This window comes from Eubacterium sp. F2 (genome assembly GCF_046244355.1).
Classification (GTDB): domain Bacteria; phylum Bacillota; class Clostridia; order Peptostreptococcales; family Anaerovoracaceae; genus Aminicella.
The window spans coordinates 805,947-831,466 of the sequence record NZ_CP176393.1; the positions used below are offsets into that span (position 1 = coordinate 805,947).

The window sequence follows — 25,520 nt, forward strand, 5'->3', positions numbered from 1 at the left end:
TTCACCTCTTACTCATCTTCCTCTTCTTCTACGAAACGCTCGTATTCATCCGCGTCCAGAAGGTCGTCCGTGTCTCCGATCTCTGTGATCTTGATCATCCAGGCCTCATAAGGCTCCTCATTGATCTTTTCCGGCGCATCCAGGAGCTCTTCATTGATCTCTGCAACAACACCGTCAACCGGCGCGAGCAGGTCGGAAACGGCCTTTACGGATTCAACATCGCCGAATGGGTCGCCGGCAGTGATCTCATCGTCAACTTCCGGCAGATTGACGAATACCAGGTCGCCCAGGCTTTCCTGCGCGTGGTCGGTGATGCCGATGTATGCGGCGTCTCCGTCGATGCGTACCCATTCGTGGGATTTCGAATATTTCAGTTCCTGTGGATTGTTCATTGTTCTTCTCCTTTTATTTACTTTCAACTGTCCTGGCAGGGGACAAAAATTACACGGGCAAGGGGACAGCCTGCCTGTCTGATCCGCGGCTGCATGGATCTGCCTTGTCACTGCCGGCACAGCAGGGACTTATGCCCGGCTGGTCAGTAATGATTTGGAGCAGCCCCCTGTGGCCCGGAAGAGATGAGCTCTTGCCGGGTGTGTTTTGTCGTCTATTTAGAACGTTTATAGAATGGAAGTTTGACCATTTCTGCGGCAATACGGCGTCCGCGGACTTCCACTTCAACCGGCGCGCCGATCTCGCGCTTCGCGGATTCGACGATGGCCAGGGCATAAGAGCCATTCAGGTACGGCAGGAATGTTCCGGAGGTTGTGACGCCGATCTTCTCGCCGTCGCGGTAGATGCTGCAGTCCTCGCGGACAATGCCTCTGCCGGTGACCTTGATGCCTGCGCGCCTCTGCTTCAGCGGGAGAGAAGCTTCGATGGCGTCCTTGCCGATGAATTCGTCCTTATCCATCTTTACGGCAAAACCGAGGCCGGCCGTTTTCGGGGAAATGTCGTCGTTCATCTCGTGGCCGTAAAGCGGCATGGCGGCTTCCATTCTGAGGGTATCGCGCGCGCCCAGACCGCATGGAATCAGGCCGTCATCCTTTCCGGCATCCAGAAGGATCTTCCAGATTTCCACGGCCTTGTCGGATGGCATGTAGATTTCAAAACCGTCTTCTCCGGTGTATCCGGTGCGGGAAATGATGCAGGGAATGCCCTGAATCTGTCCGTCGAGAACGGCGGTATAGTATTCCTGCGGGATGTACTTCTGGTCTGTGACTTTAGACAGAATCGCTTCTGCGAGCGGGCCCTGCAGAGCGAGCTGGCCGTAATCGTCAGATACATCGGCGAGCTGGACATCTCCCTGCTTGTGATCACAGACCCACTGATAGTCTTTTTCGCGGTTCGCGGCGTTGACGACCATCAGATAGTCATCATCAGAGAGTTTATATACAATCAGGTCGTCGACTGTGCCGCCGTGCTCGTTGCACATCGGGCTGTAGCGGGCCTGCCCGTCAGACATGCCGGAATAATCATTGGTCAGCAGATTATTCAGAAATTTCAGTGAATCTGGTCCCTTGACCGTAATCTCGCCCATGTGAGAAACGTCAAAAAGACCGCACTTCGTCCGGACGGCCATATGCTCCTTTTTGATTCCTGTTCCGTACTGAACCGGAAGACTATAGCCTCCGAATGGGACCATCTTTCCGCCGCATTCCACATGCGTGTCATAAAGTGGTGTTTTTTTCTCCATTCTTGTTCACCTCCATACTCATATTTTACATATGATAATTAGATAATAGCACGCCGGACACAAGGGTTCAATTCAATATTTGTGAAATAGGATAAATTATAGGAAAGAGAAATGTGTTAAAATTATGTCAAATGAACGAAGGAAAATCAGGAAAGCGGGAGGCCAGAAAACAGAGGAAAAAAATTCTTTTGGGTGCTGAAGGCAGAGGGAAAGGGAAAATTGTTGCTTTCGCATCTGCTTGTATAGAGAAATTCAATGGATGGTAAATAAATTTCATAGCTATTAAATGGAATGGAAGGTGCAGGGCACCGATGACGCGGCGGATTAACGATCAGCGTGGGGGGGAGTGCAGCATGACGGAACGAATTCGGGAGGGAAATCCTTCTGATACTATACCCGTAATCATAATCTGCAGTCGGGCCGGCATTCAGAATGGGGCGATGAGGTGTAGAAGACAGGTGGCTTTACCACTTTAATGCGCTGGTCTGCAAAGTTCATATAAGTTTTGCAGTTTTATTTGCATTTTTTCATATGAACTTTGCAGATATAATTGCGTTTTTCATAGGAAAAATGCAGATGAGCAGTTCAGAATCCGCGAGTGCCTTATTGAGATCGAAACGTCTTCAGAGTAAAGTGACACTGGCTGCATATATATTCAAAGCAGCTCATGCATTTCCATTGTATATGTGATTGTAATTTTTTGGGTCGTTTAAATCGTGATTAATAAAAAAAGCGCAGACCAGTGCTTTTATTCTGTTTAAGGTGTCAGACAATAGTGGCCGAGAAACAGATGAAACGGCGAGAGACTCAGATGCATTTGCAGCATTATTTTATCAGGCTGAAGATTTGTATATAGAAATGCATTTCTGCGACATAGGAGCAGCTGCAATTGAGGAGTCATTAATGAAAATCTTAGAGTTTTTCGTGATATATGTTACATTGCATATGTATCCGGTTCTGCGCTTTTACAAAAAAAGAGCGTTTCGACGAACCAGCCGGAAAATCTTCACGCAGATATCACAAAACGGGCAGGGCAGAGAAAATTAGAATTGAAGTCCGTTTTCGGATGGGCGGAAAATTGTCCATCTAAAGGAGACTGCCCTTTGTCACCATAATACTAGAATGCGCACATTTAAATTGTGCGCTGGACACCGGGACCGGTCCGGATTTATTAAAAAGAAGGAACACAGATGGAGAAAGGCCGGTCTTTCCTCCCGCTGTGTTCCTTTTTTACGTTGCTGCCTGCGCTGCTGCCTGCAGCTTGTCAGTCGCAAGACTAGTTTGTAACGCCGCAGCCTGCAACGCATCGAGCTGCGCTTTCGGCTTGCTCTCTGCGGCAGGCCTGACGGGGGACCTGTCATTGCTCTGCCTGCGCTGCTGTCGCAGCTTGTCAGTCGCAGGGATAGTTTGTAACGCCGTAGCCTGCAACGCATCGAGCTGCGCTTTCGCTTGCTCTCTGAGGCAGGCCTGACGGGGGACCTGTCATTGCTCTGCCTGCGCTGCTGCCTGCAGCTTGTCAGTCGCAAGACTAGTTTGTAACGCCGTAGCCTGCAACGCATCGAGCTGCGCTTTCGGCTTGCTCTCTGCGGCAGGCCTGACGGGGGACCTGTCATTGCTCTGCCTGCGCTGCTGTCTGCAGCTTGTCAGTCGCAAGACTAGGTCTCCCTATTCTCTCTTCCCGCCCAGTCCTGCGTCGTTGAGGATCTGGAGGATGAAGTCGATGGAGCCGCGGACGCCGAACATGGAGGTGTTCAGGGTGATGTCGTAGTTGGCGGCGTCGTCCCATCTGTGGTTGGTGAAGAATTCATAGTAGTCGGCGCGCTGTTTGTCGACCTGGTGCATCTGGCGGCGGGCGGTGCGCTCGTTTACGCCGTTGACTTCCACGATTCTTCTGATGCGGCGTTCTTCCGGCGCGGTCAGGAAGATGCTGACGTGCGGGATGTTGTTGCTGTGCATGACGCAGTCAGCGCAGCGGCCCATGACGACGAAGTCCTTTTCTTTTGCCATCTGAAGCAGGAGCTCGGACTCGGTAAAGAAATAGGCGTCGCGGGCGGAGAGTCCATGGTAGCGGTTGAAGCGGGCGAAGTGTTCCTTCAGGGTGAGTTTCTGCTTCTGATAGGAAAGTCCCGGATTTCCGGCGCCCATCTGCGCGTTGACGATGTCCGTTTCCGCTCTGGTCAGTTTAACTTTTCCTTTGGCGTCTGTTGTTCTCTGAATCAGGCGCATGAAGATTTCTGCATCGTAGTAGTTGATGTGCAGGGCATCGGCGATGCCCAGTCCGATATTATTGGCGGCGCAGCCGTAACTGTGGTTGATGCAGATAATCAGCCGGTTGTCCCGGGTGAAGCGGTTGTTCAGGTTCAGTTCGTTCATATCGACATCACGGTCGGATGCGATGAGGGATCCGGGCTCCGCAGCCAGTGCGCTGAACTCGTTAAACACCTCGTTATAGGCGCTGAGAGCCTTGAAATGGTCGTCTTTATCCTGGATGGTCCGGGCCATGTTTCCGATCAGCGCCAGTTCGCTGCGGATGATGTGCTCGTGCCCTCTGACCATTGCTTTTTCAATGATCGTAACATTACGATCCCGGTCGTTGGTGAATACGCGTCCCAGGGAGGATCCGCTCAGCTCGTAGACCAGTTTGTCGAGGTCATACAGGTGTTCCGCCAGGGTTCTGGCATCAACCGTTTTCTTGTTTTCCGGATTGGAATTTTCCGTGCTGCCGGTTTTCTGCTTATCCACAGGGGCAGCTCCTTGCGTGGTTTTCTTTTTGTCGTCACTCATGAACAGCCTCCTCTCTTAACGGAAAAACAGCAGAATATCAAGCAGGAATACCGGAAGCAGGATGCCGCAGGACCACTTCATGTAGCCGAAGAAGGACGGCATGCGGATACCGTTTTCATCGGACATGGACTTGACCATGAAGTTCGGGGCGTTGCCGATGTAGGTGTTGGCGCCCATGAATACGGCTCCGCAGGAGATCGCTGCAAGCATGGTTTCCGGCACGGTTCCGAGCAGGGTGGTGATGCCGTGGACGAACTGCAGGGAGCCGGCAGTGGTCAGGAAGACCATGTAGGTCGGTGTGTTATCCAGGAAGCTGGACAGAAGTCCGGTCAGCAGGAACATCTGATACGGCTTGTCGATGTCCATCTGCGGGCCCAGGTGCTTCAGCACGATCAGGGCCGGCTGCATGGTGATGAAGATGCCGATGAACATAATGGCGACTTCCTGAATGGCGCCCCAGGTGAAGTGGTTGCGCTTGCGGACGCCGACCGGTGTGGTTTTGAAGGAGAGCCAGGCGGCCAGCAGGATAATCAGGACTTCAATCACGCTGCTGAACGGGAACATCAGGCCCTTCACAATCGGAATGCCCTTTCCCTTGAAGGCAGGGGTGCCGGAAAGGATTCCGCTGAGCAGTACGGCAAAAATAATCATACCAAGGAAGAGAACGTTATGTGCCCCCTCAACCTCTAAGGTTGTGTCCGGCTTGCTCAGGTCCGGACGGAAACCCTCTTCGATGTCCTTTCTGTACGCTCTTTTATCAATATGATAGAAAATGAACAGAAGAATGATGGTATTCGTCATCATGATCGGGAAGAGGCGGAAACTCCACGTGAACGGAACGCCCTGCATGAATCCCATCAGAAGCGGCGGGTCGCCGACCGGAGTGAGACATCCTCCGATGTTGGAAATCAGGAAGATGAAGAAGATCATGATATGATGCCGGCGGGAGCGCCAGGAGTTCATCTGGATGACCGGACGGATCATCAGCATGCTGGATCCGGTTGTGCCGATAAAACTGGACAGCAGCGTTCCGATCAGAAGCAGAAGAACGTTAACGCGCGGCGAGCCCGCGAGATCGCCTTCAAAGCGGATATTTCCGGCTACGCAGAACAGGCCGAACAGAAGAACGATAAAGGTCAGATAATCATTTACGATACCATCTGCGGCAGTCTGGATGCCAGCGAATATTCCGTATTTTGCGGATAATAAAACAACGGCCAGGATTGCCCAGAATCCTGTGATAACAGGCATGCGCTTCTCCCACACTGATGGAGCGAGTATCGGGAAGAGCGCAATGCAAAGCAGCATTCCAACGAAAGGAATGCAGGTCCATAACGGTTCTTGCATTTAGAAGTCCTCCAATGATTTAAGTGAAAATTTATTCTATTCCATTAATAGTATATTTTTATGACAGTAAAATGCACAAAAAACACAAAAAACAATCGTGCACGTCTTATTTATTTCCAGTATACTATGAAAACAGCTGTGTATGTGTGTGTATGCACAATTTTTACAATAAAAATTGGCAATAATGAAAATAATGTATATTGCCTATACCTTCTGTATTAATAGGAAATGTGCAGAAGGGATAAGGTTCAGGGTCGCTGTTTTCCACATCGCTGCGCCCCTGCGCGGAAGCGTCGGCCGGCTGCCCGGAAAACCCGGCTGCCGTCTGACGAAAGGACAGTAAAAAAGCTGCAGGGAAATGACATTTTTCGTTTTCCCCGCAGCCTGTCTGATTCATTCAGTTATGCGATCGTATCCCGGAATCGTCCGGCTTCAGACTATGCGTCACGCAGCTGTGCGCCGACTCTGTTTTCCAGGGTCTTTACGATCTTGTTCATCTGCTTGTCGATCTGCTTTGCCTTCATTGTGCCCTTGTCGGAACCGATTTTTACGGTCAGCATGATCGACTTCTTTCCCTCCGGAATCTGGCTTCCGCGGTACTCCTCGACGAACTTCACCTCTCTGGTGTGCTTTTCAATCGCCTTCTCTATTTCCTGCCAGGTGACGGCCTCGTCCACGATGATGGACAGGTCCTTCTCAACCAGCGGGAATACCGGCAGGTGCTCGAACTCGTTGTCTCTGGACTTGTACGGGGTCAGCATGTCCTCATCGAACTCGAAGAGCGCGATCTGCGCGTGCTTGATGCCCGCTTCGGCCAGGGCGGATACGCGGACCAGTGCCAGCGTTCCGATCATTTCCTTTCCGGCCATAATGTTCAGCCAGACATTATCGTCTGCCCATGCCGGACGCTCAACCTGTTTCCAGGACAAAGGCTCAACCTGGCAAGTGCGCGCCAGATTTTCGATGACGCCCTTTGCCTGGAAGAACTGTGTCTTCGGGTCGTTTCCGACGATCATTCCGGTGACATAGTGCTTCTGCAGCGGCAGAGTCTCATCTTCTGAAGACTCGTGGTAAACACCCTGCTGGAATACTTCCGCAGATTCGAATACGCGGAAAGAATCGAAGTAGCGCAGGTTGGATACGGCGGTCTGCAGCATACCCGGAACCAGAGACGGACGCAGGTTGGCCTGATCCGGTGACGGCGGTGTAGCCAGGCGGATGGTGCTGTCCAGATTGACGCCGGCAGCCTTCATGTAATGCTCGTCTACCCACGGATAGGTGAATACTTCATAGAATCCGCAGCGGAACGCGAGATACTCGCGGACGTGGCGGTCAATACTCTCCTTCGGCTGGTTTACAGCGTGTTCGAAGTTGACCGGCAGCGGCTTCGCGGAGAAGCTCTCAAAGCTGTGGAGTCTTGCCATTTCATCCAGGATATCGTCCTTGATGGCGATGTCGCCGGTGGATCTCCATGTCGGAGCCAGGCAGGTATAAGTTGTTCCGTCAAAGTCAACGTCAAAGCCCAGACGGCCAAGAGTGTCCTTGACATCCTCTTCACTGAACTCTTTTCCGAGACGGGTGTCCATGAAATCTTTGGTAATCTTTACCTCGGCACGTTCGGTCTTTTCCGGATAATTCTCTCCGAAAGCGGTGAATTCAGCATCCGGGAAGAGCTGCTTGAACAGAGCCATTGCCTCTGCGAGGCCCTGATCAACACGCTGTGTGTCCAGGCCCTTCTCATAGCGGATGGAGGCGTCTGTCTTCTCATCAAAACGCTTTCCGGTCTTTCTGATGGCCTGTGCGGTGAAGTCGGCAACTTCCAGGAGCACGCTTGTGGTATCCGGGAGGATGGAGTCTTTTCTGCCGCCGCGGATTCCTGCAAGGGCCATCGGCTCCTCAGCGTCGCAGATGACCAGATCATAAGTGGTCAGGTCCAGCTGATTGTGGTCCAGAAGTTCGAGCTTCTCACCAGGCGCAGCGTTTCTGACGATGATCTTTTCCGTAACATGTGTGCGGTCGAAGGCGTGTGTCGGCTGGCCGACATCGAGCATGACGTAGTTTGTAATGTCAACGATGGCGTTGATGGAACGCAGGCCGGCTTTCATCAGCGCGGTCTTCATCCAGATCGGAGATTCCTTCTGCGCGTCAACGTTCTTGATTTCCAGAGCGGAGTAGCGCGGGCACTTGTCCGGAGCCTGAATCTCGATCGGGAACTCAGGAAGTCCCTTGATTGCATCTGTGTTGTCCGGCAGCGGCTTCAGATCAACCTTATAGATTGCCGCAAGTTCTCTTGCGATTCCGTAGTGGCCCCAGAGGTCAGGACGGTTGGTCAGTGACTTGTTATCGATCTCGATGACGATATCATTCATGCCGACCAGATCGGCGATGTTCTGTCCCGGAGTTCCTTCGCCCTGCAGGTCGACGATGGTCTCATCGCTTTCCGGCGGGAAGATGTCTGCCAGATAAACTTCAGAAGCGTTGCAGATCATGCCGTAGGAATACTCTCCGCGGAGTTTTCCCTCTTTAATGACAACCGGCTCGCCCTCGCCGTGCCAGATGACTTCTGCGCCCGGACGGCAGACGACAACGTGTTCGCCGTCGTACAGGTTAGAGCCTCCGCAGACGATCTGCACCGGTTCCTCTTCACCGATATCCGTGATGCAGATGCGAAGTTTGTCCGCGTTTGGATGCGGCTTTACTTCCAGAATTTTTCCGACGATGATGTCGTGGTATTTATCGGCAGGATTTTCATATCCCTCGACTTCTACCGTACGCATCGTCAAGTCGTAGATCAGCTGGTCGACGGACAGATCCTTCGGCAGATCCACGTATTTTTTAACCCAGTTTAATGAAACGTACATGTCAACCTCCTACTTGAACTGCTTTAAGAATCTGAGATCCGCGCTGTGGAAATAACGGACATCGTCGACTCCGTAGCGCATCATGACCAGACGGTCCAGTCCGATGTTGGTGTAGAATCCGGACCACTCATCAGGATCCAGACCGGCAGAACGCAGGACGTTCGGGTGGATGACTCCGCCCGGCATAACCTCGATCCATCCGGTGTTATGGCAGACACGGCAGCCTTTTCCGCCGCAGACCAGGCACTCCATGTCGATCTCGTAGCCCGGCTCGGTGAACGGGAAGAATCCCTCACGCATGCGGACATTGATCTTGCGGCCGAATACCTTGCTCAGAATGGCTTCGATCATGACCTTTCCGGAGGAGAAGGACAGATCGTGGTCAACAACCAGAGCCTCGTACTGGAAGAAAGCTCTCTCGTGACGGGCATCGGTTGTCTCGTTTCTGTAAACACGGCCTGGATATACGAATCTTGCCGGTGCGCCGTGCTTCAGCAGATAACGGACAGAAGCTCCAGTCAGATGCGGACGCATGCAGAGACGGTCAGCGCCGGAGTTGTTTTCTGTTCCTTCAAGCCAGTAGGTGTCCATTGTCTCTCTTGCCGGATGGTCAGCGGCAAAGTTCAGGTTATCGAAGGCGTATTTTTCACTGGTGATATCATCTTCGCTGAAAACCTCAAATCCCATGGAAAGAAAGGCGTCGTTCAGGTCGTAACACATCTGTGTGATCGGATGCAGGGCTCCCTGCTGCGGCATGATTCCAGGCAGAGTCAGGTCGATCGGCTCATCCAGAACGGATTCTGAGCTGAGCAGCTGATCTTCTCTCTCCTTCAGCTTGTCAGCGAAAAAGTTCTTGATCTCATTCGCTGTCTTTCCGACAGCCGGGCGTTCCTTAGGATCCAGAGATCCAAGGGACTTCAGTATCTGCGTCAGCTGACCCTTCTTTCCCAGGAGTTCTTGTCTGACTTCCTGGAGTGCATCGGAATCAGGAGCGTCTTTAATTCTGGACAGTCCGGCATTGCGGATTTCTTCCAAACGTTTCAGCATGATTTTGGTACTCCTTAATATATTTTTTGCGTTAATTTTGTTAAATTAGCCTATTGTATAGACTAGATTACACTGTTTTAAAGCGGGATACAACCCACCAAAATAATATTATAGCTGATTTTCTGCCATATTTCAGCATAGTTTTACGGATTTCCGGGTAGAGATAAGAAGATTTCAAAAGAGAAGACCTCTTGCGCGTCAGGTTTTGTCCGCGGAGGGTCCGGGCAGGCCGGCGGGGTTTGATCAAGATGCGGAATATGTTAAAATATTTTATCTGAGAAAGCGTTATTTTTAGCTGACGAACACATAAATAGAGAATAATAGTATACAATAGAGTACCAGGATAATTTCTGTTTTAGGGAAAGAGTGAAAGTATGGCAAAGCAAGAAATAGAGAAACCATTGTATGACGGACGTCAGATTACGGATCTGAAGGACATGATTACGAGCAGTGTGGAGCTGTTTCATGATCACGCGGCTTATCTGGTAAAGGATAAGAAGCAGGGAAAGTTCGTGCCGATTACGTATGGAAAGGTCGGTGAGGACAGGATCGCGCTGGGCACCAGAATGCTGGAGCTTGGACTGAAAGGCGAGAAAGTCGCGGTGATCGGGCCGACGAGTTATTACTGGCTGCTGACCTATTTTACGGTCGCAACCGGAGTCGGCGTCATCGTGCCTATGGATAAAAATCTTCCGCAGGGAGAGCTGCTGGGTCTGCTGGAGCGTTCCGGCGCAACGGCCATCGTCTACGATGAAAAATGCAGAAAGACGATCGAGCCGCTGATTAACAGTGCGGAAACCGCGGAAAAGACGCAGATGAAGTATTTCATCTCCATGGACAGTGAGGAGCACGAGGGAAATGTCCTGTCGATGAAGCAGCTGATTTATGAAGGAAAGCTGCTGGCTTCTGAGGGAAATCACGAGTACCGTGACGCGGACGTCGATCCGGACCAGATGTCGACGCTGCTGTTCACTTCCGGAACGACCGGACTGGCGAAGGGCGTTATGCTGTCTCACAGAAACATTGCCTTCAACGTCTACGCGATGAGTAAATATTTCTGTATTCCGGAACCGGGCATCGTCCTGTCGATTCTGCCGGTGCATCACGTTTATGAGATGACCTGCGACATCTGCACGACTTTCTATCAGGGAAAGACCATCGCGATCTGCGAGGGACTGCGTTACATCCAGAAGGACATGCAGGAAGTCCACGCCAATGTCATGCTGGGCGTCCCGCTGGTCTTCGAAAAGATGTATAAAGGCATGTTCAAGCAGGCGAAGAGACGCGGAGAGGATGAGAAGCTCCGCCGGGCGATCGACCTGTCGAAGCGCCTGAAGCTGTACAGAAACAAGCCGCTGATGAAGCGGATGTTCAAGGCGATTCATCAGTCCTTCGGCGGAGACATGAAGTATTTCATCGAAGGAGGCGCCGCTGCGGACCCATTCGTGCAGGAGGAATTCGAGGCCATGGGCCTGCCGCTGATTCAGGGCTACGGCATGAGTGAATGTTCCCCGATTCTGGCCCTGAACCCGACAGACAGAAGAAAGAACGGCGCTGCCGGACTGCCGCTTCCGGACACCCAGGTGCGGATTATCAATCCGGATGAGGACGGCATCGGCGAGGTCATCGTAAAGAGCCCGAGCGTCATGATGGGCTATTACCAGAATGAAGAGGCGAACAAGGAAGCTCTTCAGAACGGCTGGCTCCACACCGGCGACCTGGGCTACTTCGATGAGGACGGCTATCTCTTCCTTACCGGCCGCAGCAAGACCGTCATCGTTACCAAGGGCGGAAAGAACATTTTCCCTGAAGAGGTAGAGAATGTCCTGCTGCAGAATGAACTCATCAAGGAAGTCCTGGTACACGGTGTAAAGGATGAGCGCATCGGAAACGTCATGGTTACTGCGGACATCTTCCCGAACTATGACCTTCTGAAAGAGACAAAAGGCGAAATGACCAAGAGTGAAATCTATCATTTCTACCGCGACCTGGTCGATCAGATCAATGAAAGCATGCCGCCGTACAAGCAGGTAAAGCGCATTAACATCCGCGAGACCGAGTTCGTCAAGACAACGACCGGAAAGATCAAGCGCTATGGAAATACCCTGAGTCAGGATGACCTGAAGGCCGCTTCCGAAGGAAAAGCAGATGATCACGAGATCAAACTGATCGAGAAGCATGAGATGAAGGACTTCATCAAGGAAATCCGGGGCATGACCGATCAGCACATTATGCATAAGGATCTGGATCCGGTAACGGACATCAAGAGCCTGCTCCTGAACACACTGGAGAAAAACGCGAATGCGCCGGCATTCCTGCAGAGACTGGATGCAGATACACCGTATGAGGAAATCTCTTACCAGCGCGCCGTTTCCGACATGGAAGGACTGGGCACGGCTCTGATCAACCGCAACCTGCAGGATGATAAGATCGCCGTTTCCGGAAATAACACCTATCCGCTGCAGATCAGCCTTCTGACCGTGGCATGCGGAGGCGGAGAGGCCGTGATGATCAACAAGCAGCTGGATCCGGAAGAAATCATCCGTCAGTTGAACAAGACCGGCGTGGAAACCGTGATTTTTGATGAAAAATATACGGAGCTCTTTACCGAAATCGCAGAGAGCGGAAAGACACAGATAAAGACACTGATCCATTTCGGTGCAGAAGACGAAGAAAAGCAGGAGCATGAGGAGAAGATCCTCTCCTGGGCAGCACTGATCAAAGAAGGAAAGAAGCAGGTTTCCCTGGGCGACCGCCAGTATCTGGACGCGCCGGTTCTGGGAAGCGATCCGGCAGCAGTCTTCTTTACGTCCGGAGCTTCCGGCCACGCCAAGGCCGTAGAGCTGACCCATCAGAATCTGGTCCGCAATGTAATCGCGCTGGCCTCCATGATCCGCTTCAGCCCTTCTGACCGCGTGATTTCTGTGATTGCGCCGAACAACGTCTATCAGGCTGCGGCAGGAGTTCTGCTTCCGCTTTACCGGGGTGCCGCCGTCGTCAACTGCGGAGGATCCGACACGCTGGAGCAGGATATGAAAGATTCCGCATCCACGGTCATGCTGCTGGAGCCGGTTATGATGAACGCGCTGTTTGACGAGATTTGGGATCACATCGAAGGAGGCGGCGGAGACCGCCGTCTGGAAGCCCTCAGAAGGGTCGGGAAGATTCTGCCGTTCACGCAGAAATACGTTCTTCGTCCGTACGAATCCTATGTACGCGAGAAGTTCGGCGGAAAACTCCGCATGATGATTTCCGGCGGCAGCAAGCCGAGAATCGAGGTAGAGGAATTCTTCCGTGAGATGGGCATCAATGTCCTGCAGGCTTACGGCATGACCGAATGCAGCTCCGCGGTTGCAGCTACACCGGATGCCGCCCGCACGGTTCCGGTTGATTCCGTCGGCCACATCCTTCCGGGCGTACGGATTAAAGTCACCGGCAAGGGAAGCCGCGGAATCGGCGAACTGGCCGTCAAGGGAGCTTCCGTTGCGGGAGGATACATGGACGATCCGGAAGAAACGGATGCCGCCTTCAAGGACGGCTGGTTCTACACCGGAGATATGGGATATGTCGATGACGACAACTTTGTATACATCGTCGGAAGAAAACAGACGCTGGAGCGTGAGGCGGAAATCGACCGCAAGGCCCGCCAGAACGCAGAAGACGCCATCAAGGCCGCTCGCGGCACCGTTAAAGAGGAAAAATAGGAGGATTCATGCACAGTCAGTATTATCCGCAGCTCAGGATCGACCTGGGCAAACTGAGAGAAAATGCCGCCTATGCCGTTGACAAGTGTGCGCAGTGCGGAATTCAGGTCAGCGGAGTGATCAAGGGCATGCATGCCTTCCTTCCGGGAGTCCGGCAGCTTCAGGCTGCCGGAGTTTCCGCTCTGGCCACATCACGCCTGGATCAGGCCGCAGCCGTAAAGAAGGCCGGAATCGATCTTCCGGTCATGCTGATCCGCGTCCCGATGATCAGCGATGCAGAGGACGTCGTAAAATACTGCGACTATTCCCTGAACAGCGAAAAGTCCGTTCTGGAAGCACTGAATGAGGAAGCCGGCCGCCAGAATAAGATCCATAAGGTCCTGCTCATGGCAGACGTCGGAGACCTCCGCGAAGGCTGGTGGGACAAAAGTGAACTGGCAAGAACCGCTCTTTACGTGGAACACGAGCTTTCTAACCTGCATCTCGCCGGAACCGGCATCAATGTCGGCTGCTACGGCTCTGTTGTCGCAACCCCGCAGAAACTGCAGGAGTTCGTCGACATCACAGAAAAGGTGGAAAAGCAGCTGGGAAGAAAACTGGAAATCCTCTCCGGCGGCGCAACGTCAAGCTTCATCCGCGTTCTGGAAGGAACGATTCCGGACCGGATCAACAACCTGAGAATCGGAGAAGGCATTCTGAACGCCAGAGACCTTCCGGAACTCTTCCATGTGGACGTGGGACCGATGCATAAAGACTGCTTCATCCTGCGCACCGAAGTTCTGGAAGTCCGGGACAAGCCGTCTTATCCGGTCGGAGAACTCGGCGTAGACGCCTTCGGACGTGTGCAGCATTATGAAGACCGGGGCATTCGGAAACGCGCCCTTGTGGCCGTTGGAAAAGCCGATTTTGGCGGAGATCCCCAGGACCTGATTCCGCTGGAAGAGGGCATCGAAGTCCTCGGCGCGTCCAGCGATCACGCGATTCTGGATGTGCAGGACTTGAAAAGAGACCTGCACGCCGGAGATTTTATTGATTTCCGTCTGGATTATGCGAGCCTGGTGTATCTGACCCACAGTAAAGACGTTCGTCAGGTCTGCGTAGATGATCCGGACGGACTGCAGGACGACGACCGCCGCCCGGCCGCCTGTGATGAGAAAGGCAGGGAAAATATGCTGAAGCAGAAATACCCGCAGCTGCGGATCAATTTACATACGATGAAAGAAAACGTCGAGTACGCGGTTTCCCAGTGTAAGAAGCAGGGCGTGCAGGTGACCGGCGTGATCAAGGGAATGAATGCCCTGATTCCATGCGTGAAAACCATGGCAGAGGCCGGTGTTTCCTCGCTGGCAACGTCCAGGCTGGACCAGGCCGCTGCAGTGAAAGAAGCAGGAATCGACCTTCCGGTTGTCCTGATCCGGATTCCAATGATCAGCGATCTGGAAGACGTCGTAAAATACTGCGATTATTCGCTGAACAGCGACATCGACGTCCTGAAGGCACTGAATGAAGAGGCCGGCCGCCAGAATAAGATTCACAAGGTCATCCTCATGGCAGACGTCGGAGACCTCCGCGAGGGCTGGTGGGACAAAGAAGAAATGGCAAGGGCCGCAGTCTGTGTAGAAAATGACATGCCGAACCTGCATCTGGCAGGCGCCGGCATCAACATCGGCTGCTACGGTTCCGTCATGGCCACCGTTCCGAAACTGCAGGAGTTTGTCGATGTGACGGAAAAGATCGAGACAGCTATCGGAAGAAAGCTGGAAATCCTGTCCGGCGGCGCGACATCAAGCTTTGCGCGCATTCAGGACGGGACGATTCCGGAGAGGATCAACAATCTGCGTATCGGAGAGGGCCTTCTGATTCCGAGAAGCCACGAAGACGGAGATGCCGTGGACTTCGGACCGATGAAGGACGATGCTTTCACCCTGCGTCTGGAAGTTCTGGAAGTCAAGGACAAACCGTCCTATCCAGTCGGAAAACTGGGTGTGGACGCGTTCGGACGGGTTCAGCACTATGTGGACCGTGGAATCCGGACACGCGCACTGGCTGCCTGCGGAAACGTGGATTACGGCAGCTGGGAAGATATTTTCCCGATGCAGAAAGGTATCGAGGTAATCGGCGCATCCAGCGACCATACGATCCTGGATGTTCAGGACGCAGAGCCGCTGAAACCGGGCGATCTCCTGGATTTCAAACTGGACTATGCGAGCCTCGTGTTCCTGTCACACAGCACAGATGTGCAGATTGAATTTATCGACGAATAAATACATGCAGTACGCCAGGGAAATACAGAGCCGGATGAAGCAGAGGCCGTGTGCCGGAAGGCAGAATCCGGGTATTTCCTTGCGCGTTTGTGTTTTGTCCGGATTGACAAAAATACAGCATGAAAGTATAATACTATGGCTTACGTGTACCCTTACGGGAGGGTGCGCGCAGTCGCAGATCTGAAAGGAGTATATATACATGGCGGATGAAGTGATTTTAACCCAAGAAGGTTTCGATAAACTGGAAGCAGAAAGAGACCAGCTCGTCTCGGTTCGCCGTAAAGAGGTATCTGAGCGTCTGAAAGAGGCGATCTCTTACGGAGACCTGTCCGAGAACGCGGAGTATGATGCGGCAAAGAATGAACAGGCTGAGTTGGAAGAGCGCATCGCCAAGCTGGAGCAGATGATCCGCAACGCCAGAGTCATCAGCGATGAGGAAGTCAGCGGAGATGTTGTCAATGTCGGCCTGACTGTAAAGGTAAAGGATCAGGATACAGGCGATGTAGAAGAGTACACAATCGTCGGATCCACTGAGGCAGACCCGTTTGCGGAGCCTGCAAAAATTTCCAGTGATTCCGAGGTTGGACGCAGCCTGCTCGGCAAGAAGGTCGGAGACAAGGTAGAAGTTTCCGTTCCAGACGGGCTGCTGCATTACGTTGTAGAAGATATTGTCCGATAATTTTAGTGGGAGATGGAGTAGAACAGAATGAGTACGGAACAGAACAGCAACACAGGGGTTACCCCTGAGACAGAAGAGGAAATGTACGCGGAGAATCTGACTGAGCAGAGACAGATCCGCCGCCAGAAGCTGCAGGATCTGAGAGATGCGGGAAGAGATCCGTATCGCCACGAGACCTGGAATGTCACGGCGCACAGCAAGGACATCAAAGATAATTTCGTCGCCATGGAGGATGAGGAAGTTTCCATCGCCGGAAGAATCATGAGCAAGCGCGTCATGGGAAAGGCTTCATTCTTCGATATTCAGGACAAGCAGGGCAGAATTCAGTGCTACGTCCGCCGCGATGATATCGGAACTGACGAGTATAAGTGGTTCAAGACCTATGATATCGGCGACATCGTAGGACTGACCGGCAAAGTCTTCAAGACCAAGACCGGAGAGGTTACTGTCCACACTGAGTCACTGGTGCTGCTGTGCAAATCCCTTCAGGTTCTCCCGGATAAGTGGGACGGACTGAAGGATAAGGATCTGCGTTACAGACAGAGATACGTAGACCTGATCATGAATGAGAATGTCCGCGATACATTCATCAAGCGTTCCAAGATCGAGCACGAGCTGAAGCGCGTTCTGGAAGAGGACTACGGCTTCCTGGACGTCCGCACACCGATTCTGCAGACCATCGCAGGAGGTGCTGCCGCTCGTCCGTTCATCACCCATCATAATACACTGGACATCGACATGTACCTGCGTATTGCCACAGAGCTGTATCTGAAGAGATGCATCGTCGGCGGCCTGGACCGTGTTTATGAGCTGGGCGAGTGCTTCAGAAACGAGGGCATGGACCAGAGACATAATCCGGAGTACACTTCCATGGAGTGCTACATGGCTTACGGCAACCTGGACGATATGATGGAGCTGACGGAGCAGATCGTTTATAAGTGCCAGATGGCCATCAACGGAACGCCGATCCTGAAGTACGGCGACAAGGAATTCGACGTTACTCCGCCGTGGAGACGTCTGGACATGACCGATGCCGTTAAGGAAGTTACAGGAATCAACTTCCACAAGATCGAAGAGGATGAAGAGGCCAGAAAGGCTGCCATCGACTACGGCATGGATCCGGAGGAAGTAAAAGAGTGGACCCGCGGAAAGATCATCGCTGAGATGTTCGAGGACTACTGCGAGGACGCACCGGGACTCATGGACGGACCGGTATTCCTGACCGGACATCCGGTAGAGATTTCCCCGCTGGCAAAGAGAGATCCTGAGGATCCGAGAATCACCCGCCGTTTTGAGGCTTACATCAATGGATGGGAAATCGGAAACGCATTCTCCGAGCTGAATGACCCGATCGACCAGTACGAGCGTTTTGCTGAACAGCAGAGAGAGCGTGACGAGGGTATCGACGACGAAGCACACCCGATGGATATGGATTTCGTCAATGCTCTGGAAGTCGGCATGCCGCCTACAGGCGGACTGGGAATCGGCGTAGACCGTCTGATTATGCTGATCACCGGCGAGCCGTCCATCAGAGACGTCATCTTGTTCCCTACCATGAAGCCGCTGGACTAAAGGGAAATGGAATATACACCGCCTGTCAGAAGACCTGGCGATGGACGATAGGAATGAAAGCAGCAGACTGCCGGAGAGGCGGGCTGCTGCTTTTTTAGATGGAGACTGGCAGGAAATTCAGTTGCTGGAGATACGGGAGAAAAAGGAACGGGAGAGGGTGCGGCAGAGATGATAGTGGCATGGGTATACTGTATACATATTCATTCGATATTCATGATAATTGTGCATATTTATGTACATTTTGCTGGTGAATGTTCGGGATTTGCATATAAAATCCGGGAATTCCGAGACCTCTTCTGCGTACCTCGGAATTCCCGACTAATCAGGGCTTTTCCCGAACTTTCGATGGCCGGTTTTTCGGGAAAAGGATTCACAAATAGTAATCTTCCGATTCCAGCGAGTCCTTGGGATCGAAAAATTTGCGTGCAGGACTTTTTTCACATCTGCAGATAAATTAATCTCGATTATTATACAGAACGCGTGAGTAAATATGCGTGATATGATATATTCATGTGTTCCGCGCTTTGATGATCCAATGATCACCACATCTGGTTTCGGGAATTATTCCAAAAAACTGATTTTCCCGAGGCCAGAGAAAAAGGCTCGGGAAATGACTAATATCAGAGGATTTCCCGAACATCACTCATAAAAAAGAAGCTGCCGCGCGCCCCGTATCGTCCTGCACGGCAGCTTTTGAAAATCATTATGGCATAACCGTATTGCTTACCTTATGCACTTTTCGCGTACTGAAATCAAACCGGTACGTTTTATTCCCGTTAACATACCAGCAGTGCTTCTTATTGATGTCTATCGCGTAGATGCTCTTTGCCTTGAGCGTCTTGATTCTCTTTTTCCCAGTGCCGTCTGTTTTGATGGAATAGATTTTCATGACCTGATTTTTTCCCCGGGTACTGTAGGAGACGTAGTAAATGCGTCCGCCCTGCAGTCTGGCAATGTTGCTGCAGGAAGTGAGCTTTTTGACCGGGACGCACTTATGGCCGTCCATTTTGTAGATGTACCAGCTTCCGAAAAAGTCGTCACATGGAACATTACATTTTGCGCAGAGGAAATACTGTCCGGAGAAACTTTCTATTACACCGCCGGTAATTTTAAAGAATTCGCTGGTCTGCAGATCGAGGCCGTACACGCTCATCGGCTTGGAAATGCTGTCGATGAAGAGAATATTTCCGTGAATGGAATCGAAAGAAACTGGAGCGTCATAGTCTTCATCAGTAAATGTTTTTATGACTTCTGACTTATTGCTGCTGCAGCTGTATTTTACCAGGCATTCCTGGTCGTCCCTGATTTCTGTGAAGAATATGGTATTGCCGTCCGTTACGATCACCGGAGAACTGCAGTCTTCTGAAATGACTGTGCCATCAGTGTTGGTATCATCGTACCAGTCCAGTTCATAGCTTTCTTCTGAATCGTCGTCTTCATCGTCGTAATCATAGGAATCGTCATCGTCCTCATCATCGTAGTCATAGGAATCATCGTCGTACTCGTCATCGTAGTCATAGGAATCATCGTCGTTCTCGTCATCGTAATCATAGGAATCGTCGTCATATTCATCCTCATAGTCATAGGAGTCGTCCTCATCCTCGTCCTCATAATCATAAGAATCGTCATCATGGCAGCTGTTGAAGACGTCAAAAGTCCTTCCGCCGATGGATTCTTCTGCTTCGCCATTATCGGAATCGAAGTTCTGAAACAGGATTTTATAGGATGAGCTGGCTGACGTGCTGGAAGTACTGGATGCAGCAGATGTGTCGGCGTGCACGGGCCTTGCAGAGCCCATAAAGATGGTACAGGTTACAGCCAGCATGATGACCAGAACAGTTTGTAGTGTGCGTTTCATTTTCGTTCTCCTTAATAATATTCGCTATAATCGCTTTCGTCCATGTCGGTAACGAGTTCATTAGAAGAATCCAGAGGCCAGATCAGCCATCCGGAATCGACGTACTCGCCCTCCTTGTTGTTGTTTTCAAATTCATGGTCCAGCGTTTCGACCTTCATCCAGAGTGAGCCAAGTGAATCGTCCAGTGCGGAGAAAGTCACCGTTTCGCCTTCCGGAATCGTAAACAGCGGATCGGAGTCCCAGTTTGTGTCTGCATAGACATCCGGGGAATAATTATCGATCTCATTCATGTAGAAATTGTCTGTCGCACTTCCATAGACCTTGTATGGACCAGGCATCCGTTTCACTTTCCCGTTTTTCAATGCGTATGGGACCTTGCAGGTGAATGCATCGGAGAAAGCACCCATTTGGATGCTTAAGACGCATACGGCTGTCCCGTCCGGGCCCTGAACGACATGTCCGTCGGTCCGGAAAAATCCGTCATCGCTCACGTTTAATACATTCCATGGATCAATCACCGTGACGAACTTCCCCTTCTTATACTGGTACATGCGTCCGGAATCTCCGGAGAGCGTGGCATCAAAACGTGTGGTAAGGAAGGATTTTCCTCCGACGCTGATGATTTTCGCCTTGCATTTTCCGTAGTTGACGTTGTAATTCAGGGCGCCCGTTGTTTTCTTTCCGTTGACGTAGACTTTGAAGGAATAGACCCCGTTGCCGGATCGTTTCGTCTGCACCTTGACCCGGTCTTTTTTGCCGTCGTTCGTGATGTCGTGCTGAGATGAGAAGTAGATTGTTTTTACATGTGTCCGCGCCTTCGCGTGCACGGGCATCGCGGCAGGGACCTGCAGCGCCAGTGCCATGGCCGCCGCAAGTGCCATCGATAATAATCTCTTTTTCATGATCGTGCCTTTCTTATAATATGCAAATAATTCTTTCTACTGCAATTATACTATCATGTTTCATGTTTGTCATAAACCAATGTAAAATATGAGATCGGAGGCAATTTATCTATATGCTCAGGCGGACAGCGCCTCAATTTCCAAAACATTTTCTTCCAATTGTGGTACAATAATTCGGTGTATACAATCAAGGGGGATTTTCATGGAATCAAAAAACATCAAGAGTCAGAAACTCAGCCGCGCCGTCTTCTACTTCGCGGGAATGACGATTCTGTCCGCGGGCATCATTTTAAACACAAAATCGGGTTACGGCGTATCGCCGATCATTTCTGTGGCGTTCACGGCATCACAGATCTGGAACATCAACTTCGGCAATGCGTCGCTCGTCCTCTACATCATCCTCGCCGCAATTGAATACCGGCTGGAATGGCATCGGAACTTCAAGCCGTACGATCTGCTGCAGATCCCGCTCTCCATCATCCTGACGCGTCTGTTCAACCTCTTCGGCGTGATTTTCCCGGACGTGCAGTCCGTCCCCGGGCGCGCATTCTGCCTGGCCCTGGGCATCACCCTGACCGGCATGGGCGCCGCGATGAACCTGAACGCCCGCCTCGTCCCGAACCCTGGCGACGGCATTGTGCAGGCCATCTCCGACTGCAGCGGAAAGAGCATGGGCCTCTGCAAGAACTGCACGGACTTCGTCTGTGTCGCACTGGCGGCATCCATGGGCCTGATCTTCACCGGTCATCTGACCGGCCTGGGCATCGGCACCGTCTTTGCCATGATCGGCGTCGGCCGCGCCATGGCCCTGTACAACTGGCTTTTCCAGAAACTCGAACTCCGTCTCGTCGGACTGGCCGAGGCATAATTTCACCGTGGACAAAAGCTGCACGCGCAAGGAAACAGCTTGTTTTCCAGAATGATACCAACTGTTCACCAAGCCTTCAAGAAATAACTTATTATTTACACATCACTCTGCTATATTAATACTCGTCAAAGGGAAGTGCCGATCCCGATGACGAGTGAAATAAATCATAAACTCTCTTTTTCATGAAACATTGCAGGAGAAAACCCCGAGTCAGGAAAGACCTGAAGCGGGGTTTTCTCTTTATGTGATAAAAGGTTTGTTACAGCCTTCCGTGACGCTATTGAAGATTAACGCCTCAAAAGACAGAAATCTTCAGTAGATTCTTGTGAACCCGGTTGACCGGCGATATCACGCGTTCTCGTATTCTGCAGCTTCTTTTACAAAATCCCCGCTGTCCATGTCGTCCATGGCCTGGAAGATTTCTTCCGTGGTGTTCATGACGACCGGGCCGTACCAGGCAACCGGTTCGTTCAGCTTCACGGAACTCATGAAGAGGATTTCAATCGGCTGGTCGAGGGCGGTGATCTGCAGGTCTCCGTTTTCCGAGAGACGGGCGGCTGTCTTGCTTTTTACTTTTGTCCCGGAGATGTCTGCGTCGCCCAGCAGGGTGAAGACCATTGCGGAGCGGCCGTCAGGAACGTGGAAGGTCGTGGATGCGCCGGCGTCAAGATGGATGTCGTAGAAGTCCAGCGGGAGGTATTTTCCCTGGATTCCGCTGTGGGTCTTTCCGTCTGCATCGGTGTAGTTTCCGGTGATCAGGCGCAGTTTTCCGCCATCCAGCGGGAGTTCTTCAATTTCATCGTTCACAATGCCGTGGTAGGACGGGGCAGCTTTCATCTTGTCTGCTGCCGGGAGGTTCAGCCAGAGCTGGATGCCGAGCATGCGCTCGGAGGCCTGCGGCATTTCCGAGTGATAAGCGCCGGAGCCGGCGGTCAGCCACTGGGCCTCACCATCGTGGATTGCGGCTTTTGTGCCAAGATGGTCTTCATGTACCATCGTGCCTCTGGAGAGGAAGGTGACGGTCTCGATGCCGCGGTGCGGGTGCATCGGGAATCCCTTGATGTAGTCGGACGGATCGGTGGAATCGAAGGCGTCCAGCATGAGGAATGGATCATAGTCTGAGGTTGTGTTGTTTCCGAGGACGCGGACCAGGCTGACGCCTGCGCCGTCCTGGGTTCTGCTGCCCTGAACCTGTTTGGTTACCTGTCTGTATTTCATAGTTATTTCTCCTTTTTTCGATATTGGTTTGATTCTTATTCCTGGCCCGGGGCAGATGCTGAAATGCGCGTCCTGGGATTTTGGATTCTGCGTTTTTCGCGGCGGCCGGAGAGTGCGTTTTTCCCTTGGCCGGTCGGCTTTTGTCGAAGGAATAATCAGTCGTTCACTGCATCGCGGTATTTCAGGAGGAGGCGGAGGAGCTCGCGCTGCTCGTCCTTACTCCAGACACTGAATTTATCCCTGAACATCTGCTCGTTCTCCGGGTAGACCTTCTCGATCAGCCTGCGGCCGGAGCTGGTCAGCTGCACGATGCTGCGGCGCCTGTCGGCGGGGTCGTGCGCGCGGTGGACAAAATTCTGCTTTTCAAGGTTGTTAATGATGACAGGGATGGTCCCGGTGCTGCTCAGGATCGCTTCCTTTACCTGGCCGACGGTCAGATCACCCTTGTGGTAAAGCGCTTCCAGGACGGCGAACTGGCCCAGGGTGAGACCGTATCTTCCGCTGATTCTGGCGGTTTCCCGGTCCAGGTCGGTGACGACGCGGTGCAGGCCGATGATGGAACTGTCTTTCATAGGCATCTTCCTTTCTGTACTCATTTTCTTTACGGTGATAATATATCTAATTAGATGTAAATATCAAGAGGGATTTTTCTTCCCACAGCATTCACATGGCTTTCATACTTATTCTTATGTTTTACACATCACTTTGGTATATTAATACGCGTCAAAGGGAAGTGCCGATCCCGATGACGAGTGAATTAAATCATAAACTCTCTTTTTCATGAAACATTGCAGGGAAAAGCCCCGTGTTCAGGATAGCCTGAGCCGGGGCTTTTCCTGTAGATACACAGGTGCGCAGATGCGAAACGGCGCCCGCGCAGACAGGGGTTACTCCCGCTTGAACGGCAGGTGAGGGACAATACCTTCCACGAACGTGGATAACGGCATAGTCTGCAGCCAGACCTTTCCCGGCCCGGTTACGATTGTGTTGAAGAGGCCTTCCCCGCCGAGCATGACATTTCCAATGCCCTTAATGCGTTCGATGCGCATCGTGCAGCTCATATCCATAGCAGCCAGATACCCGCTGTCTATGACGATTTCTTCATTGGCCTGCAGTTCCTTCTGTACAAAACCGCCGTCGATTTCCAGGAATGCGTATCCGTTGCCGGAGAATCTCTGCATGATGAATCCTTCTCCGCCAAAGAATCCTGCGCTGATCTTTTCCTGCAGATAGATGTCCATGGACACGCCGGATTCACAAGCGAGGAATGCAGTTTTCTGTGCAATAATCGGCATGGTGCTTACATCGATCGGGACGATTTTTCCTGGGAAGTGTATGGAAAATGCAATCTCGCCGTCTGTTTCTGCCTGATACAGATTGGTGAACATGGCTTCTCCGGAAATTGCTTTTTTAAACAGTTTTCCGATTCCGCCGCCCTGTGTCTGCATCTTTATTCCGCGGCTCATCCAGGCCATAGCGCCTTTCTGACATTTCATCATTTCGCCTGCGCTCAGGCTGCACTCCAGAATAGAAAACGGAGCTTCCTTAATTTCGTACTTCATCGTTCCTCTCCTTTTTATGTTATTTCATGCTGCTGAAACGTTCCCATATTGTGAGCATGAGGCGTCGGACGATCACTGTGTTTGGAACTATTAGAATCCGGATACCCGGTAGATCAGCACTTCAATGGTTTTATTGTCGTCTCGTTTCTGTGTCATGGTGACGAGCAGGCTGCCGTCGTCCATCAGCTGTCCGTCTGAGAGCCACGGGTACGAAACGCCGAACAGGTCGCTGGTTTTTGCGTTTCCGATCCACCTGCCGGACGCGTCCCACAGATCGATGCTGCGCAGATTGCCGTCCAGGCCGATGTACCGGCTCTTCGCAAATGTGCTGAAGGTTATACTGCCGAGGCCGCTTCCATCACTGTCTTTCAATACGGTTTTCAGATTCCTGTTATAGTCGTAGACAAATACATATTGATTAGAGTCTTTTGCGGAACTGCCGGAAACCAGAATGGAGGAATCAGTGATGTCAATGTATCGGATGGTTTTCACCTGCTTAAACGGGAAGTCCTGCTTGACCACGCGGTCTTTCTGGAAGGTGACGCGTTGGGCTTTCTGCGCTTCGTTGAAGTAAGATATTCCCCATTTTCCTGATGGACTGATCACCATATAGTCGAGATCATCGTATTCAAATATCTGTTTCCCTTTGCGAAGTCCGATATACGGATCCATGAAATCACTCAGCCGGACGGTGCCGTCCCGGGATGCGTCCATATGGGTGTATTTGTGGTCTCCAAAGGAGCGTGTCTTCTGCAGTTTCAGCCGTCCACTTTGATAAGAATATTCCATCAATTTACTGTCGGAAAGAATATAAACCTTGTTTCCGTGTGCAGCGATCTGGGTATTAAAGGTCGATGACGTGGTCAGGGCCGGTTTGACAGGAATCTGAACAGCTTTCAGCTTAATCGAGCCGATCATTTTTGTATGTGTGCCGGTCAGAATCGCCTTGGATTTACTTTTTGTCTCCTTGCTGCTTTTACTCTTTGTCTGTGTGGATGAAGTTTTCTGTTTTTTGTCTTTGGAGGTATCGCCTGAAGACGTCTTTCCTCCGCACCCGCTCATGCTCAGCAGCAAAGCTGCAGCGAGAGCGGTGATCAGTATTTTCTTACCCCTGTTCATAGTTCTTCTCCTTTTTCATGCTGCTGTCCGATCCACTGCCTG

General features: G+C 51.7%; 17 protein-coding genes. 5 read left to right on the forward strand and 12 right to left on the reverse strand.

The window, feature by feature from the left end; genetic code table 11:
• Positions 1-8: 8 nt before the first annotated feature.
• The 6 genes from gcvH to ACI77B_RS03315 all read right to left on the reverse strand — a co-directional run bounded on the left by gcvH (position 9) and on the right by ACI77B_RS03315 (position 9,732).
• The gene (gcvH, locus tag ACI77B_RS03290; protein ID WP_409337356.1) at positions 9-392 is read right to left on the reverse strand and encodes a glycine cleavage system protein GcvH; all 384 of its coding nucleotides are present in this window, start codon (positions 390-392) and stop codon (positions 9-11) included.
• A 212-nt stretch (positions 393-604) separates the two neighbouring features.
• Positions 605-1,693 carry a glycine cleavage system aminomethyltransferase GcvT gene (gcvT, locus tag ACI77B_RS03295; RefSeq protein ID WP_409337357.1) on the reverse strand — a complete coding sequence of 363 codons (1,089 nt, stop codon included), beginning with the start codon at positions 1,691-1,693 and terminating at the stop codon, positions 605-607.
• A gap of 1,665 nt (positions 1,694-3,358) precedes the next feature.
• Positions 3,359-4,477, reverse strand: a complete 1,119-nt coding sequence (locus ACI77B_RS03300; RefSeq protein WP_409337358.1) for an AAA family ATPase — start codon at positions 4,475-4,477, stop codon at positions 3,359-3,361.
• Between the two features lie 15 nt (positions 4,478-4,492).
• Positions 4,493-5,824, reverse strand: a complete 1,332-nt coding sequence (locus ACI77B_RS03305) for a sodium:proton antiporter (protein WP_409337359.1) — start codon at positions 5,822-5,824, stop codon at positions 4,493-4,495.
• Between the two features lie 437 nt (positions 5,825-6,261).
• Positions 6,262-8,685 carry a phenylalanine--tRNA ligase subunit beta gene (gene pheT, locus ACI77B_RS03310; RefSeq protein WP_409337360.1) on the reverse strand — a complete coding sequence of 808 codons (2,424 nt, stop codon included), beginning with the start codon at positions 8,683-8,685 and terminating at the stop codon, positions 6,262-6,264.
• A 9-nt stretch (positions 8,686-8,694) separates the two neighbouring features.
• Positions 8,695-9,732: a phenylalanine--tRNA ligase subunit alpha gene (locus ACI77B_RS03315; RefSeq protein WP_409337361.1), complete on the reverse strand. Its 1,038-nt coding sequence runs from the start codon at positions 9,730-9,732 to the stop codon at positions 8,695-8,697.
• 374 nt (positions 9,733-10,106) lie between these two features.
• On the opposite strand from ACI77B_RS03315, the gene ACI77B_RS03320 reads away from it, so the two are divergent.
• From ACI77B_RS03320 to lysS, 4 genes are all read left to right on the forward strand, one after another.
• Positions 10,107-13,436 carry an AMP-binding protein gene (locus tag ACI77B_RS03320; RefSeq protein WP_409337362.1) on the forward strand — a complete coding sequence of 1,110 codons (3,330 nt, stop codon included), beginning with the start codon at positions 10,107-10,109 and terminating at the stop codon, positions 13,434-13,436.
• A gap of 8 nt (positions 13,437-13,444) precedes the next feature.
• Positions 13,445-15,700: an alanine racemase gene (locus tag ACI77B_RS03325; RefSeq protein WP_409337363.1), complete on the forward strand. Its 2,256-nt coding sequence runs from the start codon at positions 13,445-13,447 to the stop codon at positions 15,698-15,700.
• 199 nt (positions 15,701-15,899) lie between these two features.
• The gene (gene greA / locus ACI77B_RS03330) at positions 15,900-16,379 is read left to right on the forward strand and encodes a transcription elongation factor GreA (protein WP_178264116.1); all 480 of its coding nucleotides are present in this window, start codon (positions 15,900-15,902) and stop codon (positions 16,377-16,379) included.
• Positions 16,380-16,406: 27 nt separating this feature from the next.
• A complete protein-coding gene (lysS, locus tag ACI77B_RS03335; RefSeq protein WP_409337364.1) occupies positions 16,407-17,951 on the forward strand; it encodes a lysine--tRNA ligase in 1,545 nt (514 codons plus the stop codon).
• 703 nt (positions 17,952-18,654) lie between these two features.
• Here the strand turns inward: lysS and ACI77B_RS03340 are convergent.
• The gene (locus tag ACI77B_RS03340; protein ID WP_409337365.1) at positions 18,655-19,809 is read right to left on the reverse strand and encodes a hypothetical protein; all 1,155 of its coding nucleotides are present in this window, start codon (positions 19,807-19,809) and stop codon (positions 18,655-18,657) included.
• An 11-nt stretch (positions 19,810-19,820) separates the two neighbouring features.
• On the reverse strand, positions 19,821-20,711 hold the full coding sequence (locus ACI77B_RS03345; RefSeq protein WP_409337366.1) for a hypothetical protein: 891 nt from the start codon (positions 20,709-20,711) through the stop codon (positions 19,821-19,823).
• A 202-nt stretch (positions 20,712-20,913) separates the two neighbouring features.
• Between ACI77B_RS03345 and ACI77B_RS03350 the strand changes: the two genes are divergently transcribed.
• On the forward strand, positions 20,914-21,579 hold the full coding sequence (locus tag ACI77B_RS03350; RefSeq protein ID WP_409337367.1) for a YczE/YyaS/YitT family protein: 666 nt from the start codon (positions 20,914-20,916) through the stop codon (positions 21,577-21,579).
• Positions 21,580-21,927: 348 nt separating this feature from the next.
• Here the strand turns inward: ACI77B_RS03350 and ACI77B_RS03355 are convergent, their stop codons facing one another.
• The 4 genes from ACI77B_RS03355 to ACI77B_RS03370 all read right to left on the reverse strand — a co-directional run bounded on the left by ACI77B_RS03355 (position 21,928) and on the right by ACI77B_RS03370 (position 25,478).
• On the reverse strand, positions 21,928-22,797 hold the full coding sequence (locus ACI77B_RS03355) for a pirin family protein (protein WP_409337368.1): 870 nt from the start codon (positions 22,795-22,797) through the stop codon (positions 21,928-21,930).
• 155 nt (positions 22,798-22,952) lie between these two features.
• Positions 22,953-23,369 (reverse strand): MarR family winged helix-turn-helix transcriptional regulator, encoded by a 417-nt coding sequence (locus ACI77B_RS03360; RefSeq protein WP_409337369.1) that lies wholly within the window; start codon positions 23,367-23,369, stop codon positions 22,953-22,955.
• A 315-nt stretch (positions 23,370-23,684) separates the two neighbouring features.
• Positions 23,685-24,359 (reverse strand): TIGR00266 family protein, encoded by a 675-nt coding sequence (locus ACI77B_RS03365; RefSeq protein ID WP_409337370.1) that lies wholly within the window; start codon positions 24,357-24,359, stop codon positions 23,685-23,687.
• Positions 24,360-24,449: 90 nt separating this feature from the next.
• Positions 24,450-25,478, reverse strand: a complete 1,029-nt coding sequence (locus tag ACI77B_RS03370; protein ID WP_409337371.1) for a hypothetical protein — start codon at positions 25,476-25,478, stop codon at positions 24,450-24,452.
• Positions 25,479-25,520: the final 42 nt, after the last annotated feature.

Excerpts from the sequence above, each read along its gene's own strand:
- gcvH (WP_409337356.1), bottom strand. The coding sequence starts at position 392 with ATGAACAATCCACAGGAACTGAAATATTCGAAATCCCACGAATGGGTA.
- gcvT (WP_409337357.1), bottom strand. The coding sequence starts at position 1,693 with ATGGAGAAAAAAACACCACTTTATGACACGCATGTGGAATGCGGCGGA.
- ACI77B_RS03300 (WP_409337358.1), bottom strand. The coding sequence starts at position 4,477 with ATGAGTGACGACAAAAAGAAAACCACGCAAGGAGCTGCCCCTGTGGAT.
- ACI77B_RS03305 (WP_409337359.1), bottom strand. The coding sequence starts at position 5,824 with ATGCAAGAACCGTTATGGACCTGCATTCCTTTCGTTGGAATGCTGCTT.
- pheT (WP_409337360.1), bottom strand. The coding sequence starts at position 8,685 with ATGTACGTTTCATTAAACTGGGTTAAAAAATACGTGGATCTGCCGAAG.
- ACI77B_RS03315 (WP_409337361.1), bottom strand. The coding sequence starts at position 9,732 with ATGCTGAAACGTTTGGAAGAAATCCGCAATGCCGGACTGTCCAGAATT.
- ACI77B_RS03320 (WP_409337362.1), top strand. The coding sequence starts at position 10,107 with ATGGCAAAGCAAGAAATAGAGAAACCATTGTATGACGGACGTCAGATT.
- ACI77B_RS03325 (WP_409337363.1), top strand. The coding sequence starts at position 13,445 with ATGCACAGTCAGTATTATCCGCAGCTCAGGATCGACCTGGGCAAACTG.
- greA (WP_178264116.1), top strand. The coding sequence starts at position 15,900 with ATGGCGGATGAAGTGATTTTAACCCAAGAAGGTTTCGATAAACTGGAA.
- lysS (WP_409337364.1), top strand. The coding sequence starts at position 16,407 with ATGAGTACGGAACAGAACAGCAACACAGGGGTTACCCCTGAGACAGAA.
- ACI77B_RS03340 (WP_409337365.1), bottom strand. The coding sequence starts at position 19,809 with ATGAAACGCACACTACAAACTGTTCTGGTCATCATGCTGGCTGTAACC.
- ACI77B_RS03345 (WP_409337366.1), bottom strand. The coding sequence starts at position 20,711 with ATGAAAAAGAGATTATTATCGATGGCACTTGCGGCGGCCATGGCACTG.
- ACI77B_RS03350 (WP_409337367.1), top strand. The coding sequence starts at position 20,914 with ATGGAATCAAAAAACATCAAGAGTCAGAAACTCAGCCGCGCCGTCTTC.
- ACI77B_RS03355 (WP_409337368.1), bottom strand. The coding sequence starts at position 22,797 with ATGAAATACAGACAGGTAACCAAACAGGTTCAGGGCAGCAGAACCCAG.
- ACI77B_RS03360 (WP_409337369.1), bottom strand. The coding sequence starts at position 23,369 with ATGAAAGACAGTTCCATCATCGGCCTGCACCGCGTCGTCACCGACCTG.
- ACI77B_RS03365 (WP_409337370.1), bottom strand. The coding sequence starts at position 24,359 with ATGAAGTACGAAATTAAGGAAGCTCCGTTTTCTATTCTGGAGTGCAGC.
- ACI77B_RS03370 (WP_409337371.1), bottom strand. The coding sequence starts at position 25,478 with ATGAACAGGGGTAAGAAAATACTGATCACCGCTCTCGCTGCAGCTTTG.